This is a genomic window from Micromonospora sp. NPDC005367, from assembly GCF_040606825.1.
Classification (GTDB): domain Bacteria; phylum Actinomycetota; class Actinomycetes; order Mycobacteriales; family Micromonosporaceae; genus Micromonospora.
The window spans coordinates 11,637-27,322 of sequence record NZ_JBEXFP010000031.1 but is presented as its reverse complement, the minus strand read 5'-3'; the positions used below and the strand labels follow the sequence as shown (position 1 = coordinate 27,322).

General features: G+C 73.6%; 14 protein-coding genes. 7 read left to right on the top strand and 7 right to left on the bottom strand.

Annotated features, from left to right (window positions below):
• The first annotated feature begins 46 nt into the window (after window positions 1-46).
• Both ABZS42_RS20990 and ABZS42_RS20985 read left to right on the top strand, forming a co-directional pair.
• A complete protein-coding gene (locus ABZS42_RS20990; protein WP_355147683.1) occupies window positions 47-1,306 on the top strand; it encodes a M48 family metallopeptidase in 1,260 nt (419 codons plus the stop codon).
• Window positions 1,303-2,427 (top strand): glycosyltransferase family 4 protein, encoded by a 1,125-nt coding sequence (locus ABZS42_RS20985; protein WP_355147681.1) that lies wholly within the window; start codon window positions 1,303-1,305, stop codon window positions 2,425-2,427. The genes ABZS42_RS20990 and ABZS42_RS20985 overlap by 4 nt, the downstream gene beginning before the upstream one ends.
• A gap of 343 nt (window positions 2,428-2,770) precedes the next feature.
• Here the strand turns inward: ABZS42_RS20985 and ABZS42_RS20980 are convergent, their stop codons facing one another.
• The 7 genes from ABZS42_RS20980 to ABZS42_RS20950 all read right to left on the bottom strand — a co-directional run bounded on the left by ABZS42_RS20980 (window position 2,771) and on the right by ABZS42_RS20950 (window position 11,044).
• Window positions 2,771-3,442: a lysophospholipid acyltransferase family protein gene (locus ABZS42_RS20980; RefSeq protein WP_355147679.1), complete on the bottom strand. Its 672-nt coding sequence runs from the start codon at window positions 3,440-3,442 to the stop codon at window positions 2,771-2,773.
• A 27-nt stretch (window positions 3,443-3,469) separates the two neighbouring features.
• Window positions 3,470-4,054 carry a TetR/AcrR family transcriptional regulator gene (locus ABZS42_RS20975; RefSeq protein WP_355147677.1) on the bottom strand — a complete coding sequence of 195 codons (585 nt, stop codon included), beginning with the start codon at window positions 4,052-4,054 and terminating at the stop codon, window positions 3,470-3,472.
• A 39-nt stretch (window positions 4,055-4,093) separates the two neighbouring features.
• Entirely contained in the window at window positions 4,094-5,761 is a 1,668-nt protein-coding gene (locus ABZS42_RS20970) for a bifunctional diguanylate cyclase/phosphodiesterase (RefSeq protein ID WP_355147755.1), read from the bottom strand.
• Between the two features lie 85 nt (window positions 5,762-5,846).
• Window positions 5,847-6,656, bottom strand: coding sequence for an SAM-dependent methyltransferase (locus tag ABZS42_RS20965; protein ID WP_355147675.1), 810 nt, complete (start codon window positions 6,654-6,656; stop codon window positions 5,847-5,849).
• Between the two features lie 203 nt (window positions 6,657-6,859).
• On the bottom strand, window positions 6,860-7,528 hold the full coding sequence (locus ABZS42_RS20960; protein ID WP_076467977.1) for a response regulator transcription factor: 669 nt from the start codon (window positions 7,526-7,528) through the stop codon (window positions 6,860-6,862).
• A gap of 7 nt (window positions 7,529-7,535) precedes the next feature.
• Window positions 7,536-9,224 (bottom strand): GAF domain-containing sensor histidine kinase, encoded by a 1,689-nt coding sequence (locus tag ABZS42_RS20955; RefSeq protein ID WP_355147673.1) that lies wholly within the window; start codon window positions 9,222-9,224, stop codon window positions 7,536-7,538.
• Window positions 9,225-9,238: 14 nt separating this feature from the next.
• A complete protein-coding gene (locus ABZS42_RS20950) occupies window positions 9,239-11,044 on the bottom strand; it encodes an AMP-dependent synthetase/ligase (protein WP_355147671.1) in 1,806 nt (601 codons plus the stop codon).
• Between the two features lie 165 nt (window positions 11,045-11,209).
• On the opposite strand from ABZS42_RS20950, the gene ABZS42_RS20945 reads away from it, so the two are divergent.
• From ABZS42_RS20945 to ABZS42_RS20925, 5 genes are all read left to right on the top strand, one after another.
• Window positions 11,210-11,665, top strand: a complete 456-nt coding sequence (locus ABZS42_RS20945; RefSeq protein ID WP_355147669.1) for an SRPBCC family protein — start codon at window positions 11,210-11,212, stop codon at window positions 11,663-11,665.
• A 40-nt stretch (window positions 11,666-11,705) separates the two neighbouring features.
• Window positions 11,706-12,371 (top strand): hypothetical protein, encoded by a 666-nt coding sequence (locus tag ABZS42_RS20940; RefSeq protein ID WP_355147667.1) that lies wholly within the window; start codon window positions 11,706-11,708, stop codon window positions 12,369-12,371.
• Between the two features lie 70 nt (window positions 12,372-12,441).
• Entirely contained in the window at window positions 12,442-13,389 is a 948-nt protein-coding gene (locus tag ABZS42_RS20935; RefSeq protein ID WP_355147665.1) for an ROK family glucokinase, read from the top strand.
• Between the two features lie 14 nt (window positions 13,390-13,403).
• Entirely contained in the window at window positions 13,404-14,111 is a 708-nt protein-coding gene (locus ABZS42_RS20930; RefSeq protein WP_355147663.1) for an endonuclease/exonuclease/phosphatase family protein, read from the top strand.
• A gap of 145 nt (window positions 14,112-14,256) precedes the next feature.
• Window positions 14,257-15,657 carry an NAD(P)-binding domain-containing protein gene (locus ABZS42_RS20925; RefSeq protein ID WP_355147661.1) on the top strand — a complete coding sequence of 467 codons (1,401 nt, stop codon included), beginning with the start codon at window positions 14,257-14,259 and terminating at the stop codon, window positions 15,655-15,657.
• Window positions 15,658-15,686: the final 29 nt, after the last annotated feature.

Sequence of the window (15,686 nt, the reverse complement as noted above, 5' to 3'; positions counted from 1 at the left end):
GGGTATCGCGGGGCGGTAACGGGCGCCCGCGCGGCGGGGTGCCGCGATGAGCCCGCGCGGCTGGGCGCTGCTGGCGCTGGCCGGGCTGGCCCTCGCGCTGGTGGTCACCACCGCGCTGCTGATCCCCTGGAACCGTCCACCGGCGCCCCGCGCCGACCAGCTCGCCGCGTTGCGCGCCCTGCCGGCCGACCAGGTGGCGCACGGGCGTGAGTTCCGGGCCGCGCTGCGCCCGGCCGGTTACGCGAGCATCGTGGTGGGCCTGCTGATCGCCCTAGCCCTCGGGCTGACCCCGCTTGGTAGCCGGTTGATCGAGCTGGCCGGACGCCCCTTCGGCGGGCACTGGATCGCCCAGGCCGTGCTCGGCGGTCTCGCCGTGGTGCTCATCGCCGACCTGGTCACGCTGCCGTTGTCCGCCTGGCGGCAGGCCGTGCTCACCCGCTACGGGCTGAGCACCAACGGCTGGGCCGGCTGGGTGATCGACCTGCTCAAGTCGTACGCGGTGAGCGCGGTCGTCGGCGCGGTGGCGCTGCTCGGCTTCTACGCGGTCATCCGGCTCGCCCCACGCTGGTGGTGGGCGTTCGGCGCGGCCGGGGCGGCCGGCCTGGTGGTGCTGCTCTCCTTCGTCCTGCCGGTGCTGGTCGAACCGGTGTTCAACCGGTTCACCCCGATGGAGCAGGGCCCGCAGCGTACCGAGCTGATGGCGATGGCGGCGCGCGACGGCGTACCGGTGCGGGACGTCCTGGTCGCCGACGCGTCCCGCCGGACGCGGGCGGTCAACGCGTACGTCTCTGGTATCGGGCCGACCCGACGAGTGGTCGTCTACGACACCCTGCTGCGCGAGGCCCCGCCGGAGGAGGTGACCGCAGTCGTGGCGCACGAGCTGGGGCACGCCCGCGACCGCGACGTCACGGTGGGCACCCTGACCGGCGCGCTCGGCGCCGCCGCGGCGGTGGTCGCGCTCTACCTGATCGGCTCGTGGGCCCCACTGCTGAGGCTGGCCGGCGTTGACTCGGTCGCCCAGCCGCGCGCGTTCCCGCTGCTGGTGGCCCTCGTGACGGTCGCCGGGCTGGTCGCCACGCCGGTCCAGGCGCTGATCTCCCGGCGGGTCGAGGCACGCGCCGACGCGCACGCGCTCGCGCTCACCGAGGACCCGGCCGCCTTCGAGTCCATGCAGCGCCGGCTGGCCACGGTCAACCTGGCCGACCCCGACCCGCCGCGCTGGGAATACCTCTACTCCGCCACCCACCCGTCCACTGTCGAGCGGATGGCCGCCGCCCGCGCCTACGCCAGGGAGGCCGGCAGATGAGCCGGACGTTGTTAGTCACGAACGACTTCCCGCCCCGCCCCGGCGGGATCCAGTCCTTCGTGCACAATCTCGCGGTGCGCCAGCCCACCGGCTCGGTGGTGGTCTACGCGTCCACCTGGCGCGGGGCGGAGAAGTTCGACGCCGACCAGCCGTTCGAGGTGATCCGGGAACGCACCCGGGTGCTGCTGCCCACCCCGCTGGTGGCGCGGCGGGCCGCGCGGCTCGCCCGGGCGTACGACTGCGACACGGTGTGGTTCGGCGCGGCGGCCCCGCTCGGGTTGCTCGCCGGCGGACTACGCCGCCGGGCGGGCATCCGCCGAATCGTGGCGCAGACGCACGGGCACGAGATCGGCTGGGCGGCGCTGCCCGGCGCCCGGGCGGCGCTGCGCCGCATCGGGCGGGGCGTCGACGTGACCACGTACCTCGGTGAGTACACCCGGGTCCGGCTGGCCCGGGCGTTGACCGGGCTCACCGAGCTGCACCGGCTCGCGCCCGGGGTGGACGTCGACACGTACCACCCGGATGTCGACGGCGAGCCGGTGCGGGCCCGGCTCGGGCTCTCCGACCGCCCGGTCGTGGTCTGCGTGTCCCGGCTGGTTCCACGCAAGGGTCAGGACATGCTCATCCGAGCCATGCCGGAGATCATCCGCCGGGTCCCCGACGCCGCTCTGCTGGTGGTCGGTGGTGGGCCGTACCGGGCCACGCTCGAGAAGGTGGCCCGCCAGGTCGGGGTGGACCGGGACGTGGTCTTCACCGGGTCGGTGCCCGCTGCCGAGCTGCCAGCGCACTACGCGGCCGGCGACGTCTACGCGATGCCGTGCCGCACCCGCAACCGTGGGCTGGACGTGGAAGGCCTCGGCATCGTCTACCTGGAGGCGTCCGCGACCGGCCTGCCGGTGGTAGCCGGCGACTCCGGCGGCGCGCCGGACGCGGTACGCGAGGGGGAGACCGGGTACGTGGTGAACGGCCGCGACGTCGACCAACTCGCCGACCGGGTCTCCCGGCTGCTCGCCGACCGGGACCTGGCCCGGCAGTTCGGTGCCGCCGGGCGGGCCTGGGTGGAGCAGGAGTGGCGCTGGGAGACCCAGGCCCAGCGGATGGCCGCCCTGCTCGCCGGCTGACACCCGCCCACGGCACCGCAGGCGACGGCATGGCTGGTCCGCGGCGTGGCCGCGGCGCTCGCAAGATCACGCTCGATCCTGGATGTAGTGCGATCCCGCGCTGAGGATCCCACTACCTCCAGGACGGAACACGATCCCGGGGCCGGGAACGGGGCGTGGGCGGCACCGGGTCCCGCGCCCGTCGACGGCGAGGGCAGGGCAGGGCAGGGCGAGGGCAGGGCGGGGCGAGGGCAGGGCGGGGCGAGGGCAGGGCGAGGGCAGGGCGAGGGCGGGGCCGGTCGCACAGCGAGGGCAGGGCGAGGGCGGGGTCGGTCGGTGAGGGCAGGGCAGGGTGAGGGCGGGATCAGGCGGCCAGGGTCTCCCGCCTCGGGGCGTACCGGGGCACGTACTCCTGGCCGGTCAGCCGCTGGATCGCGGCCATCACCTCGTCGGTGAGGGTCCGGATGTCGCGTGGCCCGTGGATGCGCCCGGCCACCGGGATCGGTGGCCCGAACCGTAGCGTCACCGGGTGCCGGCGGGGCAGCCGGGCGTCGATCGGCAGCACCTGCGCGGTGCCGAGGATTCCGACCGGGATGATCGGCACCTCGGCGTCCCGGGCCAGCCGCACCACGCCGGTACGGCCGCGGTGCAGCCGTCCGTCGGGGGAGCGGGTGCCCTCCGGGAAGACGGCGACGAGACCACCGGCGCGGAGCACGGGCACGGCGGCGTCGAACGCGCTGAGCACCGCCCGGCCACCGGCGCGTTCGACCGCGATGGCGCCCATGCCGCCGACGAGGCGGCGGCTGAGCCAGCCGCGCGCACCCTTGCCGGAGAAGTACTCCGACTTGGCCCAGAAGGCGATGCGGCGGGGTGTCACGGCGGCCAGGAAGAGCTCGTCGGCGACCGAGAGGTGGTTGCCGGCGAGAATGGCACCACCGTGTCGGGGCACGTGCACGAGGCCCTCCACCCGTGGCTGCCAGGCGAGCCGCAACGCGTTTCCGACGGTCAGCTTGCCGAGTTCGTAGAGCAGGGGCACGGTTCCTCCGATCGGATGCGGGACTCGTCAGGCGGTGGCGGGGCCGAGGTGCGCGTCGAGCGCGGCCCGCAGCAACGTGTCGTCGTCGGTGGCGCCGGTCGCGAGTTGGAGGCTCCCCCACGCCCAGAGCTGCGCGAGGCCGTGCAGGTTGGCCCAGAGCGCGCCGGCGAGGACGGTGGCGTCGGCGTCGGTCGGTCGCCGGGTCTGCGCGAGCAGGTCGACCAGCAGGTTGAACAGCGGCAGGCTGGTGTCGCGTAGCCCGAGCCGACCGCTGTTCAGCAGGTCGTGGCGGAACATCAGCTCGAACATCCCGCGCTGCGCGGCGGCGTAGTCGAGGTAGGCCCGGCCGAGGGCGAGGAGACGTTCGCGCGGGTCGGGTCCGGCGTCGCGCATGGTCGCGGCGATCCGGGCGCCGAGGTCGGCGTACCCCTGCCGGGCGATCGCCGAGAGCAGGTCGAGATGGGTGGGGAAGTAGCGTCGGGGCGCGCCGTGCGAGACACCGGCCCGGCGGGCGATGTCCCGCAGTGAGACCGCCCCGTGGCCCTCTTCGCGCACCAGGTCCACCCCGGCTGCGACCAGCCGCGTGCGGACGTCCGGCTCGGAATTCGACATAGACACTGTCTACCAGTGGGGCGTAGACAGTGTCTACTGTCAGCCGACGCGCTCCAGAATCCGCTCCGCCGGCACGGGACGCCCGAAGTGCCACCCCTGGCCGGCGTCGCAGCCGATCGCCCGCAGCCGTTCGGCCTGACCGGCCGTCTCCACCCCCTCGGCGGTCACCGTGAGATCGAGCGCGTGCGCCAGCGACACGAGCGAGGCGAGGATCCGCTCGTCGGTACGGCCGCCCGGATCGGCCGCCGGCGCGCGCAGCCCGGCGACGAACTCACCGGCCACCTTCAGCTCGGTAACCGGCAGGTCCCGCAGGTACGCCAGGTTGCTGTAGCCGGTGCCGAAATCATCGATGGCGATCCGTACGCCGAGATCGGCGAGGCCGCGCAGGGCGCGTACCGGCTCCTCGTTGGTGCTCATCATGGTGCTCTCGGTGATCTCCAACTGGAGCCGTTCCGGCGGCAGCCCGGTGCGCTCCAGCAGGGCGTGCACCTCCTGCACCAGGCCCGGCCGGTGCACCTGACGCACCGCCAGGTTGACGCTGACGAAAGGCGTCCGGCCGCCCTGCGCCGACCAGCGTTCCGCCTCGCGGCAAGCCTCGGCCAGCACCCAGGCGCCGAGCGGCACGATCAGCCCGGTCTCCTCGGCCAGGCCGATGAAGCTGCCCGGTTGCAGCACGCCGAGCTCCGGGTGACGCCACCGCACCAGCGCCTCCACACCGAGCAGACTGCCGTCGCGCAGCGAGGTCAGCGGCTGGTAGTCGAGATAGAACTCGCCCCGTTCCAACGCGGGTGGGATGGCCGCCGAGAGGGCGTACCGGGCCAGCTCCCGCCGGTTGCGCTCGGCGTCGAAGACCTCCCACCGGGCACCACCGGCCGCCTTGGCCCAGTGCAGCGTGCTGTCGGCGGCGCGCATCAGGTCGCTCGGCGTGGTGTCGGCGACCTGCCGTTCCGCGATGCCGATACTCGCCGTGACCACCAGCTCGTGACCGTCCACGGTGGCCGGTTCGCGTACCGCGGCCAGCGCCGCGTCGGCCACCGCGACCACGTCGTCGGTGCCGCCGGTCCGTTCCACCAGGATGACGAACTCGTCCCCGCCGAGCCGGGCGACCAGGTGCCCGTCGAGGGCCCGGCGCAGCCGCTCGGCGACCGTGATGAGCAGCCGGTCGCCGACCTGGTGGCCGAGCGAGTCGTTGACCACCTTGAACCGGTCGAGGTCGACGAAACAGAGCCCGATCCGCTGCCCGCCCCGGCCGGGCTCCTTGAGCGCGGCGGTGAGCCGCTCGGTGAAGAGCGCCCGGTTGGGCAGATCGGTGAGCGGGTCGTGGGTGGCCTGGCGGCGGAACCGTGCCTCACTGTCGCGCAACGCGCGCTCCGCCTGCGTACGGGCCATCATGGCGGCCCGCCGGATCGACTCCTGCTCGTCGAGCGTGCGGTCGCGCAGCGCCCGGGCGTACCCGGTGGCCACCGCGGCGAGCAGCCGGGCCATCCGGTCCTCGACGTCGTCGCCCACCAGGCCCAGGTCGCGGATCAGCCGGAGCTGGAGTACCTCGACCGTGCGGCCGAGCCCCTCCACCGAGGCGATGTGGTTGGCGACCAGCTCGGCGCCGACCCGGTGACCGGGGCGCACGTCGAACGGCTCGGTCCGCAGCGCGGCGGCCAACTGGTCGGCGAGACGTTGCAGCAGTGCCTCCAGCTGCGCCTGGGGCATCGGCAAATAGCTGGTACCGCTGACCGCCTTGGCCCAGGCACGGGCGAACGTCCCGGGACGCGACGGTGCCCGCAGCGGCGCCGGCTCAGCCACCGAGCCGCCCGACGCCACCCATGAAGACGGACCGCTCCGCGTCCTCCGCGTTCTCCGGTGACTCCGGACGCCACTGCGGCACCCACACCACGCCCGGCTCGACCAGGGTGAAACCGTCGAAGAAGGTGGTCAGCTCGGGCCGGCCGCGCACCCAGAGCGGATTGTCGGTGTGCCGGTACACGTTCTGCGCCTCGGCGCGCTCGTCCTCGCTGCGTCCCTCGTCGCTGGCCTGCGAGAGCACCAGATGGCTGCCCGGCGCGAGCGCATCCCGCAGGACGCCCAGGATCTCCGCGGGCCGGTCGTCGTCGGCGATGAAGTGCAGCACCGCCACGACCATCACGGCGATCGGCTCGTCGAAGTCGAGCAGCCCGCGTACGTCCGGGTGGGCGAGGATCCGCTCGGGACGGCGCAGGTCCGCCTGGACCACCGCGGCGCGATCGTCGCCGGCGAGGATCTCCCGGCTGTGCGCCACCGCCACCGGATCGACGTCCACGTAGACGACGCGGGAGTCGGGCGCCGCCCGACGGGCGATCTCGTGCACGTTTCCCACCGTCGGTATGCCGGAGCCGATGTCCAGGAACTGGCGTACGCCCGCCTCGGTGAGGAACTGCACCGCCCGCCGGAGGAACGCCCGGTTGGCCTGGGCCATGAGGGGCGCCTCCGGAACCGCGGCCACCATCGCCTGGGCGGCGGCCCGGTCGGCGGCGAAGTTGTGCGAGCCGCCGAGGTAGTAGTCGTACATGCGGGCCACGCTCGGGCGTTCGATGTCGATCGTCTCGGGTGCCCAGTCCGGCCGCTGCATGCGCTTCACCCCTAACCGTCGGCGGCGCGGGCCGCGTTGCCCGCCCGCCACCGCGGTATTCTGCCCGCCCGAGTGCCCGGGTGACCATAGTCGGCGACCAGTTCGGGCAGCCGGCGCCGGTCGATACGCGAGATCCGCGCCGGCCGTCCGGCCGGCGCGGATCCACTGCGTCCCGGGGCGTGCCGCCGGTGGCGGCGCAACGGTCAGAACTTGGGCGCGTCCGGCGCCTCGAGCAGGCCCAGCCGCAGCGCCGTCATCAGCGCCTGCGCCCGGTTGGCCGCACCCAGCTTCTCGTAGAGCTTCGAGATGTGGGTCTTGGCGGTGGACTCGCTCACGAAGAGCTGCTTCGCGATGCCCGCCACGCTCATGCCGTCGGCGAGCAGCCGCAGCACCTGGCCCTCACGAGGGGAGAGCTGCGGCCCGGACGGGGCCAGCCGGCGCTTCATCGCCTCGGCCAGGTCGGCCGCGGTGAACGCGCTGGGCGAGGAGGCGGCATGCCGGGCGGCGGCCACCACCTCGTCGGCCGGGGCGGTCTTCGGCACGAAGGCGGAGGCGCCGGCCTCCAGTGCGCCGAAGAGCTGATCGTCGCCGGCGTACATGGTCAGCACCACGATGCCCATCGAGGCGCTGGACTTGCGAAGCGCCCGGGTCGCCTCCAGGCCACTGCCGTCGGGCAACCGGAGATCCATGATCACCACGTCCGGCTGCAGTGCCCCCGCCTGGCGGACGCCCTCCGCCGCCGTGGCGGCCTCGCCGACGACCTCGAACTGCCGGTCCCGCTCGAAGGCGTGCCGCAGGCCCTTCCGAATCAGGTCGTGATCATCGACCAGAAGGACCTTGGTACGGGCGGCCGGTGTCGGGCTTGTGGTCATCCTCGGGTTACTCCCCTTCTGCTGCTGCGCTACCGCGCACGTTATCGCGCCGGGGCGAGGTGCCGAGAACCACCGCCACGGTCGTGCCGCTCGGTCGCCGTGGCCGAATCTCCAACCGGCCCCGGATACGTTCCGCCCTCTCGGCCATGATCGCAAGACCGTACCGCCCGTCGGGCCGCTGGTCAGCGATCCCCTGACCGTCATCCGACACTTCGATCTGCGCGTACGGCGGGTCGACCTCGCAGGTGACCCAGAGGTTGGACGCCCCGGCGTGCTTGCGGGCGTTGGTCACCGCCTCCTGTGCGATGCGGAGCAGCTCCGCCTCCGTGGCGGCGGGCAGCCGGGCCGTCGACTCGTCCAGCGACAGGTGAACCCGCAGGCCGGCGGACGCGCCGACCGTGCGGGCGTACTCGGCGATCGCGGCGGCCAGTCCGCCGTGCCGGTCCACCTCGCTGCGCAGCTCGAACAGGCTCAGCCGCAGCTCGGTGATCACCCGGGTCACCTCGCCGCGCAGCGTACGCAGCGCCTCGGCGGTCTCGTCCGCGTCCTCGTGGACGGTGGCCAGGGCGTTGTCGATGCCGTAGCCGACCATCACCAGCTCCTGGGCGACACCGTCGTGGATCTCCCTGGCCAGGCGCTGCCGCTCCTCGTTGGTGGCCAGCGAGCGGACCTCGTCGAAGAGCAGCGCCGCCTCCAGCCGCAGCGCGGCCGGGCCGGTCAGCGCGGTCACCCGCGACACCACCGGCGACGGGTAGGCGTGCGAGGCATCGGCCTCCAGCACCACCAGCCCGACGGTACGGACGCCGGCGACCAGCGGCACGATCAGCGCGGAGACGTCGCCGCCCGGGTGCGACCGGGCCTGCGACCGGGCCGCGGTCTGCGGCTGCTGGCTGGCCCAGGCGTCGGCGATCGCCGAGTCCGCGTCGAGCGTCGTCTCCCAGTCGACCCGGTCGACACCGACCTGGGCGAGCACCACGAGCCGGCCCCCGCCGCTGGCCGAGAGCACGGCCGCCCGGTCGCCCGGCGCCACGTTGCGCAGTTCCTCCAGCAGATGCTCGGAGATCCCGCCGGGGTCCAGGGTCGCGCCGGGCAGCTGCCGGGCCACCGTACGCAGCTGGGTGAGCAGGCGGGTCGCCTCGGCGTACGGCTGCGGCTTGCCGTCGCCGCGCGCCTGCATCACGTGGTGCAGGGTGTGCGCGGCGTAGAGCCCGAGCACCGCGAGGATCAGCCACTGCGCGCAGACGGCCAGGTAGCCCGGTTGGATGATCTGCCGTTCCCCGTCGACCTCGGTGAGCACGCCGCTGACCAGCAGGGCGGCGGCGGCCACGGCGAGCAGCGCGGCACCCTCCCGGAACCGGCGGCGCAGCGCGGTGACCGTCACCGGCACCGCGAGGTACGGCAGCACCGCGGACGCCCCGAGGCCGTGGATCGACCCACCGACCAGGGCCACCGCCGCCACGTGGCTCGCGGCCAGTCCCAGCACCACCACCTCGGCCACCCGGCTGAGCGGGGCGATCACCGGGTGCTGCGGAGCCAGCAGGGCGGGCAGCCCGGCCACGGCGAGCAGCGCGATCCACCAGAGTTGGGCCAGCTCGCGGGTGGCGAAGAGGGTCAGCACGGCGACCAGCGCCAGCATCACCAGGCGCGCGGCGGCGGCGAGGGGGTGAGGTCGGGCGGCGGTTGTCGAGGCGGGCACGTGACGGATGGTAGTCAGCCTTGGTAGATATCGGCGATCTCCGCCGCGTACGTCTTGTGCACGACCTGGCGCTTGACCTTGAGCGACGGGGTCAGCTCGCCGGTCGCCTCGGTGAAGTCGCTTGGGAGGATCCGGAAGACCTTGATGGACTCGGCCTTCGAGACCGTGGCGTTGGCGGCGTCGACGGCCTTCTGGATCTCGGCGCGCAGCCCTTCGTGCTCGCGCAGTTCGGCCACCGGCGTGTCGGTGGGCAGCCCGGCCGACTCGAGCCACCGCGGCAGCGCCTCCTCGTCGAGGGTGACGAGCGCCGCGATGAACGGTTTCTGGTCGCCGACGACCAGACACTGGCTGACCAGCGGGTGTGCCCGGACCTGGTCCTCCAGCACGGCCGGGGCGACGTTCTTGCCGCCGGCCGTCACGATGATCTCCTTCTTCCGGCCGGTGATGCTGAGGTAGCCGTCGTTGTCGAGCCGGCCCAGGTCGCCCGTGCGGAACCAGCCGTCCGCGAGCACCTCGGCGGTCGCCTCCTGGTTGCGCCAGTACCCGTCGAAGACCAGCTCGCCGGCGATGAGGATCTCGCCGTCGTCCTCGATGCGGATGCTCACGCCGGGCAGCGGCCGGCCGACCGTGCCGATCCGGGTGGCCGAGAGCAGGTTCACGGCGGCGGCGGGCGCGGTCTCGGTCAACCCGTACCCCTCCAGCACCGTCACGCCGATGCCGCGGAAGAAGTGGCCGAGCCGCGCGCCGAGCGGGGCGCCGCCGGAGATGGCGTCCCGGCACCGGCCGCCGAGTGCCGCGCGCAGCTTGCGGTAGACCAGCCGGTCGAAGAGCGCGTGCTGGGCCCGCAGCCCGAGGCCCGGCCCGCCGGGGGAGTCCAACGCCTCGCTGTACGCGACGGCCACCCGCTCGGCGCGGGCGAAGATGCCGCCCTTCCCGTCGGCCTCGGCCTTCTGCTGGGCCGCGTTGTAGACCTTCTCGAAGACGCGGGGAACGGAGAGCAGGAAGGTGGGGCGGAACTCCTGCAACTCCGCGACCAGGTTCTTCGGGTCGCCGCAGTGCCGCATCGTGGCCCGGGCGTGCACCACGCCGACCTGGATGAGCCGGGCGAAGGCGTGCGCCAGGGGGAGGAACAGCAGCGTGGAGGCGCCCGGATTGAACAGGTTCGGCAGCACGGGCACGGCGTTGGCGATGTCGGCGTACATGTTCCGGTGCGTGATGACGCAGCCCTTGGGGCGGCCGGTGGTGCCGCTGGTGTAGATGATCGTGGCGACGTCGCCGGCGCGGCACGCCGTGCGGCGCCGGTCGATCTCCGCCGGGTCGACCGACGCGCCCGCGGCGACCAGTTCGCCCACCGCGCCGAGGTCGATCTGCCAGACGTTGCGCAGGTCCGGGAGACGATCGCTCATGCCGGCCAGCAGGGTGGCGTGGGCGTCGGTCTCGACCATGCAGGCCACGGCGCCGGAGTCGGCGAGGATCCAGGCGGCCTGCTCGGTGCTGGAGGTCTCGTAGATCGGCACCGTGACACCGCCCACGGCCCAGATCGCGTAGTCGACGAGGGTCCACTCGTATCGGGTGTGGCTCATCAGCCCGACCCGGTCACCGGGCTGGACGCCGGCCGCGACCAGGCCCCGGGCCACGGCGGCGACCTCGTCGCGGAACTGCAGGCAGGTGACGTCGGTCCAGGCCGGTCCGTCGCCGGCCCCGGTGGGCCGGACGAACTGCACGCTGTCGGGCGCGACCTCCGCGTTGTCCCAGACGGGGTCGGTGAGGTTGGCGGAGTCGCCGACGGTGACGATCGGCGGGACGGAGAACTCGCGCACCCTGCACTCCCTCGTGCTCGCACTGGTCGGCCGGCCGCCACCCACGGGTCGGCTCTGTCGAAACCTACCCGTACCGCCGTCCGGGCGCTCCGGGTAGGTTCCTGCCGGGTGTGGCGTGGGGGCGGTGACCGCCGGGCGTGCCACTGCGCCGGGTAGCCTCCCCCCATGGCGGACTCCTCCACCCAGTCGATCGTCATCGACGCACCACCGGATCAGGTGGCGGCGGTCATCTGCGACTTCGCGCGCTACCCGGAATGGACCGAGGCGATGCGACGCGTCGAGGTGGTCGAGGAGTACGAGGACGGCTACGCGAGCCAGGTCCGGTTCACCATCGACGCGGGCGTGATGGCCGACGAGTACGTGCTCGCCTACGCCTATGCCGAGGACCTGACCTGTATCGAGTGGCACCTGGTGGCGCCGTCGAAGATGCAGCGGGCGCAGCAGGGCTCGTACGACCTGGTGGGTAACCCGGACGGCACGACGACTGTGACGTACACGCTCGAGGTGGAGCTCTCCGTCGGAATGCTCGGCATGTTTCGTCGCAAGGCCGAGAAAATGATCATGGATACAGCGTTGAAGCAGCTCAAGCGCCGGGTAGAAGCACCCGGTGCGGCGCAGTGACGCGTCCGGCGGCCCGGCCGCCACGGTAGAGGAGCCGACCATGGTGGCAACGGATCCGGGCTCGGCCCGGGAGGAGGCGGAGCGACTGGTCGCCACGCTGCTGGCGACCGCGCGGTTGGCCGCCGCGAACCCCACCGCGGGGCCCTGGGGCCCGCTCGGTGGGATCTTGAGCGGTGTCCTCGGTCACAGCGGCCGGCCGGACGCGGAGTCCGGTTCGGACGGGGAGTCCCGCCCGGAAGGTGGCGGCTTCGTCACCGGAACGGCCGAGTGTTGCATCTGTCCCATCTGCCGCGGTATCGCCGCGCTTCGTGACCCGAGTCCGGAATTCGCCGAGAGACTCGCCACCGGCGCGGGCGATCTGGCGGCCGGCGTGGCCAGTCTCCTGCGCGCGTTCGCCTCCGCGAGTCCGCACCCGCAGCCCGCGTCCCCGCACCCGGAACCGGCAGGTGGCGCGTCAGACACCGACCTCGTGTGGCGCGAGGCCACCCGTAAGGGGCATGATTCTCAGCCGGTGTCGGCGGAGGACGTATGGTCCGCCGCGACCCGGGCGGACGACGTGACCGCCCCGGCCGCCACGGTGCCGCCCGTCGACGAGGCCGGGTCGGCCGCACCGGCGGCCGGCAGGGCGCCGGCCGACCGGCCCGTGGTGCCCGCGTCGCGTGCCCCCGGTGACGTGGGCGCGGACGCACCGGGCGACGGGGCCTGACCAAGGACATCCCGCACTCGCCGGCACTGCCGGCGCGGGCGGGGCAGCACAGCAGAGGGGAGCGGCAGCGGTGACGCTGACCATCGGGATCGACGTCGGTGGCACGAAGGTCGCCGGCGGTGTCGTGGACGAGACCGGCAAGGTGCTCGTGCACGCCCGACGGGACACCCCCGCCGAGAACGTCGCCAAGACCCGGGACGTCATCACGGACCTGGTCAGCGACCTCGCCGCCGGCCGGTCGATCGAGGCCGTAGGCGTCGGTGCCGCGGGCTGGATCGACGCCAGTCGCTCCACCGTGCTCTTCGCCCCGAACCTGGCCTGGCGCGACGAGCCGCTGCGCGACTACGTCAGCAACAATTGCGGCCTGCCGGTGATCGTTGAGAACGACGGCAACGTGGCCGCCTGGGCGGAGTTCCGCCACGGGGCCGCCCGGCACGCCGACGACTCGATGGTCATGTTCACCATCGGCACCGGCGTGGGTGGCGGCATCGTGCTCGGCGGCCAGCTGGTCCGCGGCGCGCACGGCATCGCCGCCGAACTGGGCCACATGCTGACCGTGCCGGACGGCCACCAGTGCGGCTGCGGGCGGCTCGGCTGCATCGAGCAGTACGCGAGCGGCAGCGCGCTGGTCCGCTTCGCCCGCGCCGCCGCCCGACAGGAGCCGGACCGGGCCGCGGCGCTGCTGGAACTGGCCGGCGGTGAGGCCGAGGCGATCACCGGGCCGATGGTCACCGCGGCGGCCAAGGGCGGCGACCCGGTCTCGATCGAGGTCTTCGCGCAGGTCGGCCGCTGGCTCGGCACCAGCCTGGCGGACATGGCCCAGATCCTCGACCCGCAGGTGCTGGTCGTCGGCGGCGGTGTGATCGAGGCCGGTGACCTGCTGATGGGCCCGACCCGGCGCTCCTACCTCGAATCGCTCGCCCAGCGCAGCCGGCTCCCGGTCGCCGAGATCCGCCCGGCCGAGCTGGGCAACCGCGCGGGCGTCATCGGCGCCGCGGACCTGGCCCGGCGGATGTAGGCGGGCGGGACGCCGTGACGGAGAGCTCCGGTGTGCCGCTGCGCGTGGTGTCGTACAACGTCCACGGCCAGCGCGACGACGTGGCCGCGCTGGCCGCGGTGGTCCGCGGCGCGGCCCCGGACGTGGTGATCGTGCAGGAGGGGCCGCGGCGGTTCCGCTGGCGGCACAAGTCGGCCGCGCTCGCCGAGTCGTTCGGCCTGGTGGTGGCCGGTGGCGGCCTGCCCGCAATGGGCAATCTGCTGCTGACCAGCCTGCGGGTCCGGGTGCTCGCCACCCGGTGCCGGCAGTTCCCGCTCACCCCGGGGCGGCACCTGCGCGGCGCCGCGTACGCCGACTGCGTGGTCCCCGGCGGCGCCCGGTTCACCCTGGCCGGGTCGCACCTGTCCACCGATCCGGCCGAGCGTCCCGGGCAGGCCGCCCTGTTCAAGCGGGAGCTGGACGCCGCGGCCACGCCCGTCGTGGCCGGCGCGGACCTCAACGAGGGACCGGACGGGCCGGCCTGGGCCGCCGTTGCCCACGGGCTCACCGACGCGGCGGTGGCGGCCGACCGCGCCGATCGGCTCACCTACTCCTGCGCGGACCCCCGCCGGCGGATCGACGCGCTCTTCGTCGACCCGCGGATCACCGTGGTCGACTACGACGTGGTGGACACTGCGCAGACCCGCCGGGCCAGCGACCACTTCCCGGTCCTGGTCGACCTGCTGCTGCCGGTCACCGGCTGAGACCGTCCGGCCACGCCGGCGCCACCGCGCCGGCACACGGTGGCGGGCACGACCACGCGGTACGCGCCAGGGCTGGACAACCGGCTCCGATGTGGAGAGGATTTCGCGGCGACCGGCGCCCGTGCCGCACGAAGGAGATGTTCCGGTGTCCACCTCCACCGACCGGCCCGATCCGGAGGCGACCACGCTCGCCCTGAGCCGCGACGGCCGTCCGGTCTCCGACCGGGGCGAAACGGTCTGCGTGATCGGCGCCGGGGCCAGCGGCCTGACCGCCATGAAGAACCTCAGGGAACAGGGTTTCGGCGTCGACTGCTACGAGCGGGAGACCGGCGTCGGCGGCGCGTGGAACTGGCGGCACGACCGCAGCCCGGTCTATGCCAGCACGCACCTGATCTCGTCCCGGCCGTTCACCCAGTTCCCCGACTTCCCGATGCCGGACTCCTGGCCGGACTACCCGCACCACAGCCGGCTGCTGGCCTATTTCGAGCGGTACGCCGACCACTTCGACCTGCGCTCGCACATCTGGTTCGGTACCGAGGTGATCCGGGTCGAACCGGTCGAGGGGGAGGGCTGGGACGTCACCACCCGCAGCACCGGGGGGTACGGCCCCGAGCGCACCTCCCGCTACGCGGCCGTGGTGGTCGCCAACGGGCACAACTGGTCGCCGAAGTTGCCGAGCTACGAGGGGCTGGAGGAGTTCCGCGGCGAGGTCATGCACGCGTCCTCGTACAAGGATCCGGCCCAACTGCGCGGCAAACGGGTCCTGGTGGTGGGCGCCGGTAACACCGGCTGCGACATCGCCGTCGAGGCGGCGCAGCAGGCGTCCCAGTGCTGGCACTCCACCCGGCGCGGCTACTGGTACGCCCCGAAGTACGTCCTCGGGCGTCCCGCCGACCAGGTCAACGACGCGTTGCTCGCGCTGCGGGTGCCGCTGCGGATGCGGCAGTGGCTCTACCACTCGACGCTGCGGCTCACCGTCGGCGACCTGACCCGCTTCGGCCTGCCGAAGCCGGACCACCGGGTGTACGAGACCCACCCGATCGCGAACAGCCAGCTCGTCTACCACGTGGGGCACGGCGCGATCACGCCGGTGCCGGACGTCGCCCGCTTCAGCCCGTACGGCGTGCAGCTCACCGACGGCCGGCAGATCGAACCGGAGCTGGTCGTCTTCGCCACGGGCTACCTGCCGCGCTTCGACTTCCTCGACCCGGTGGTGCTCGGCGACGATTCCGGCACCGGCCGCCCCAACCTCTGGCTCAACGCGTTCGCGCCGGGGCACCCGACGCTGGCCGTGGTCGGCCTGCTCCAGCCGGACTCGGGTCTGTTCACGCTGGCGCACTGGCAGGCTGTGCTGTTCGCCCGGCTGCTCCAGCTGCGCCGTACCCACCCCGATCGGGCGGCCGCGTTCGCCGCGACCGTCCAGGCCCGGGCGGGAGAGCGCTACTCGGGCCCGGTGAAGGACAGCACCCGGCACTGGTTCGAGGTCGGCCACGTGGACTACCTGCGCGCCGTCCAGCGCGCCCTCGACTCCCTGGAGGGCAAGTGAGCGGGCACAGCGGGCCTGCGAGCCCCGCG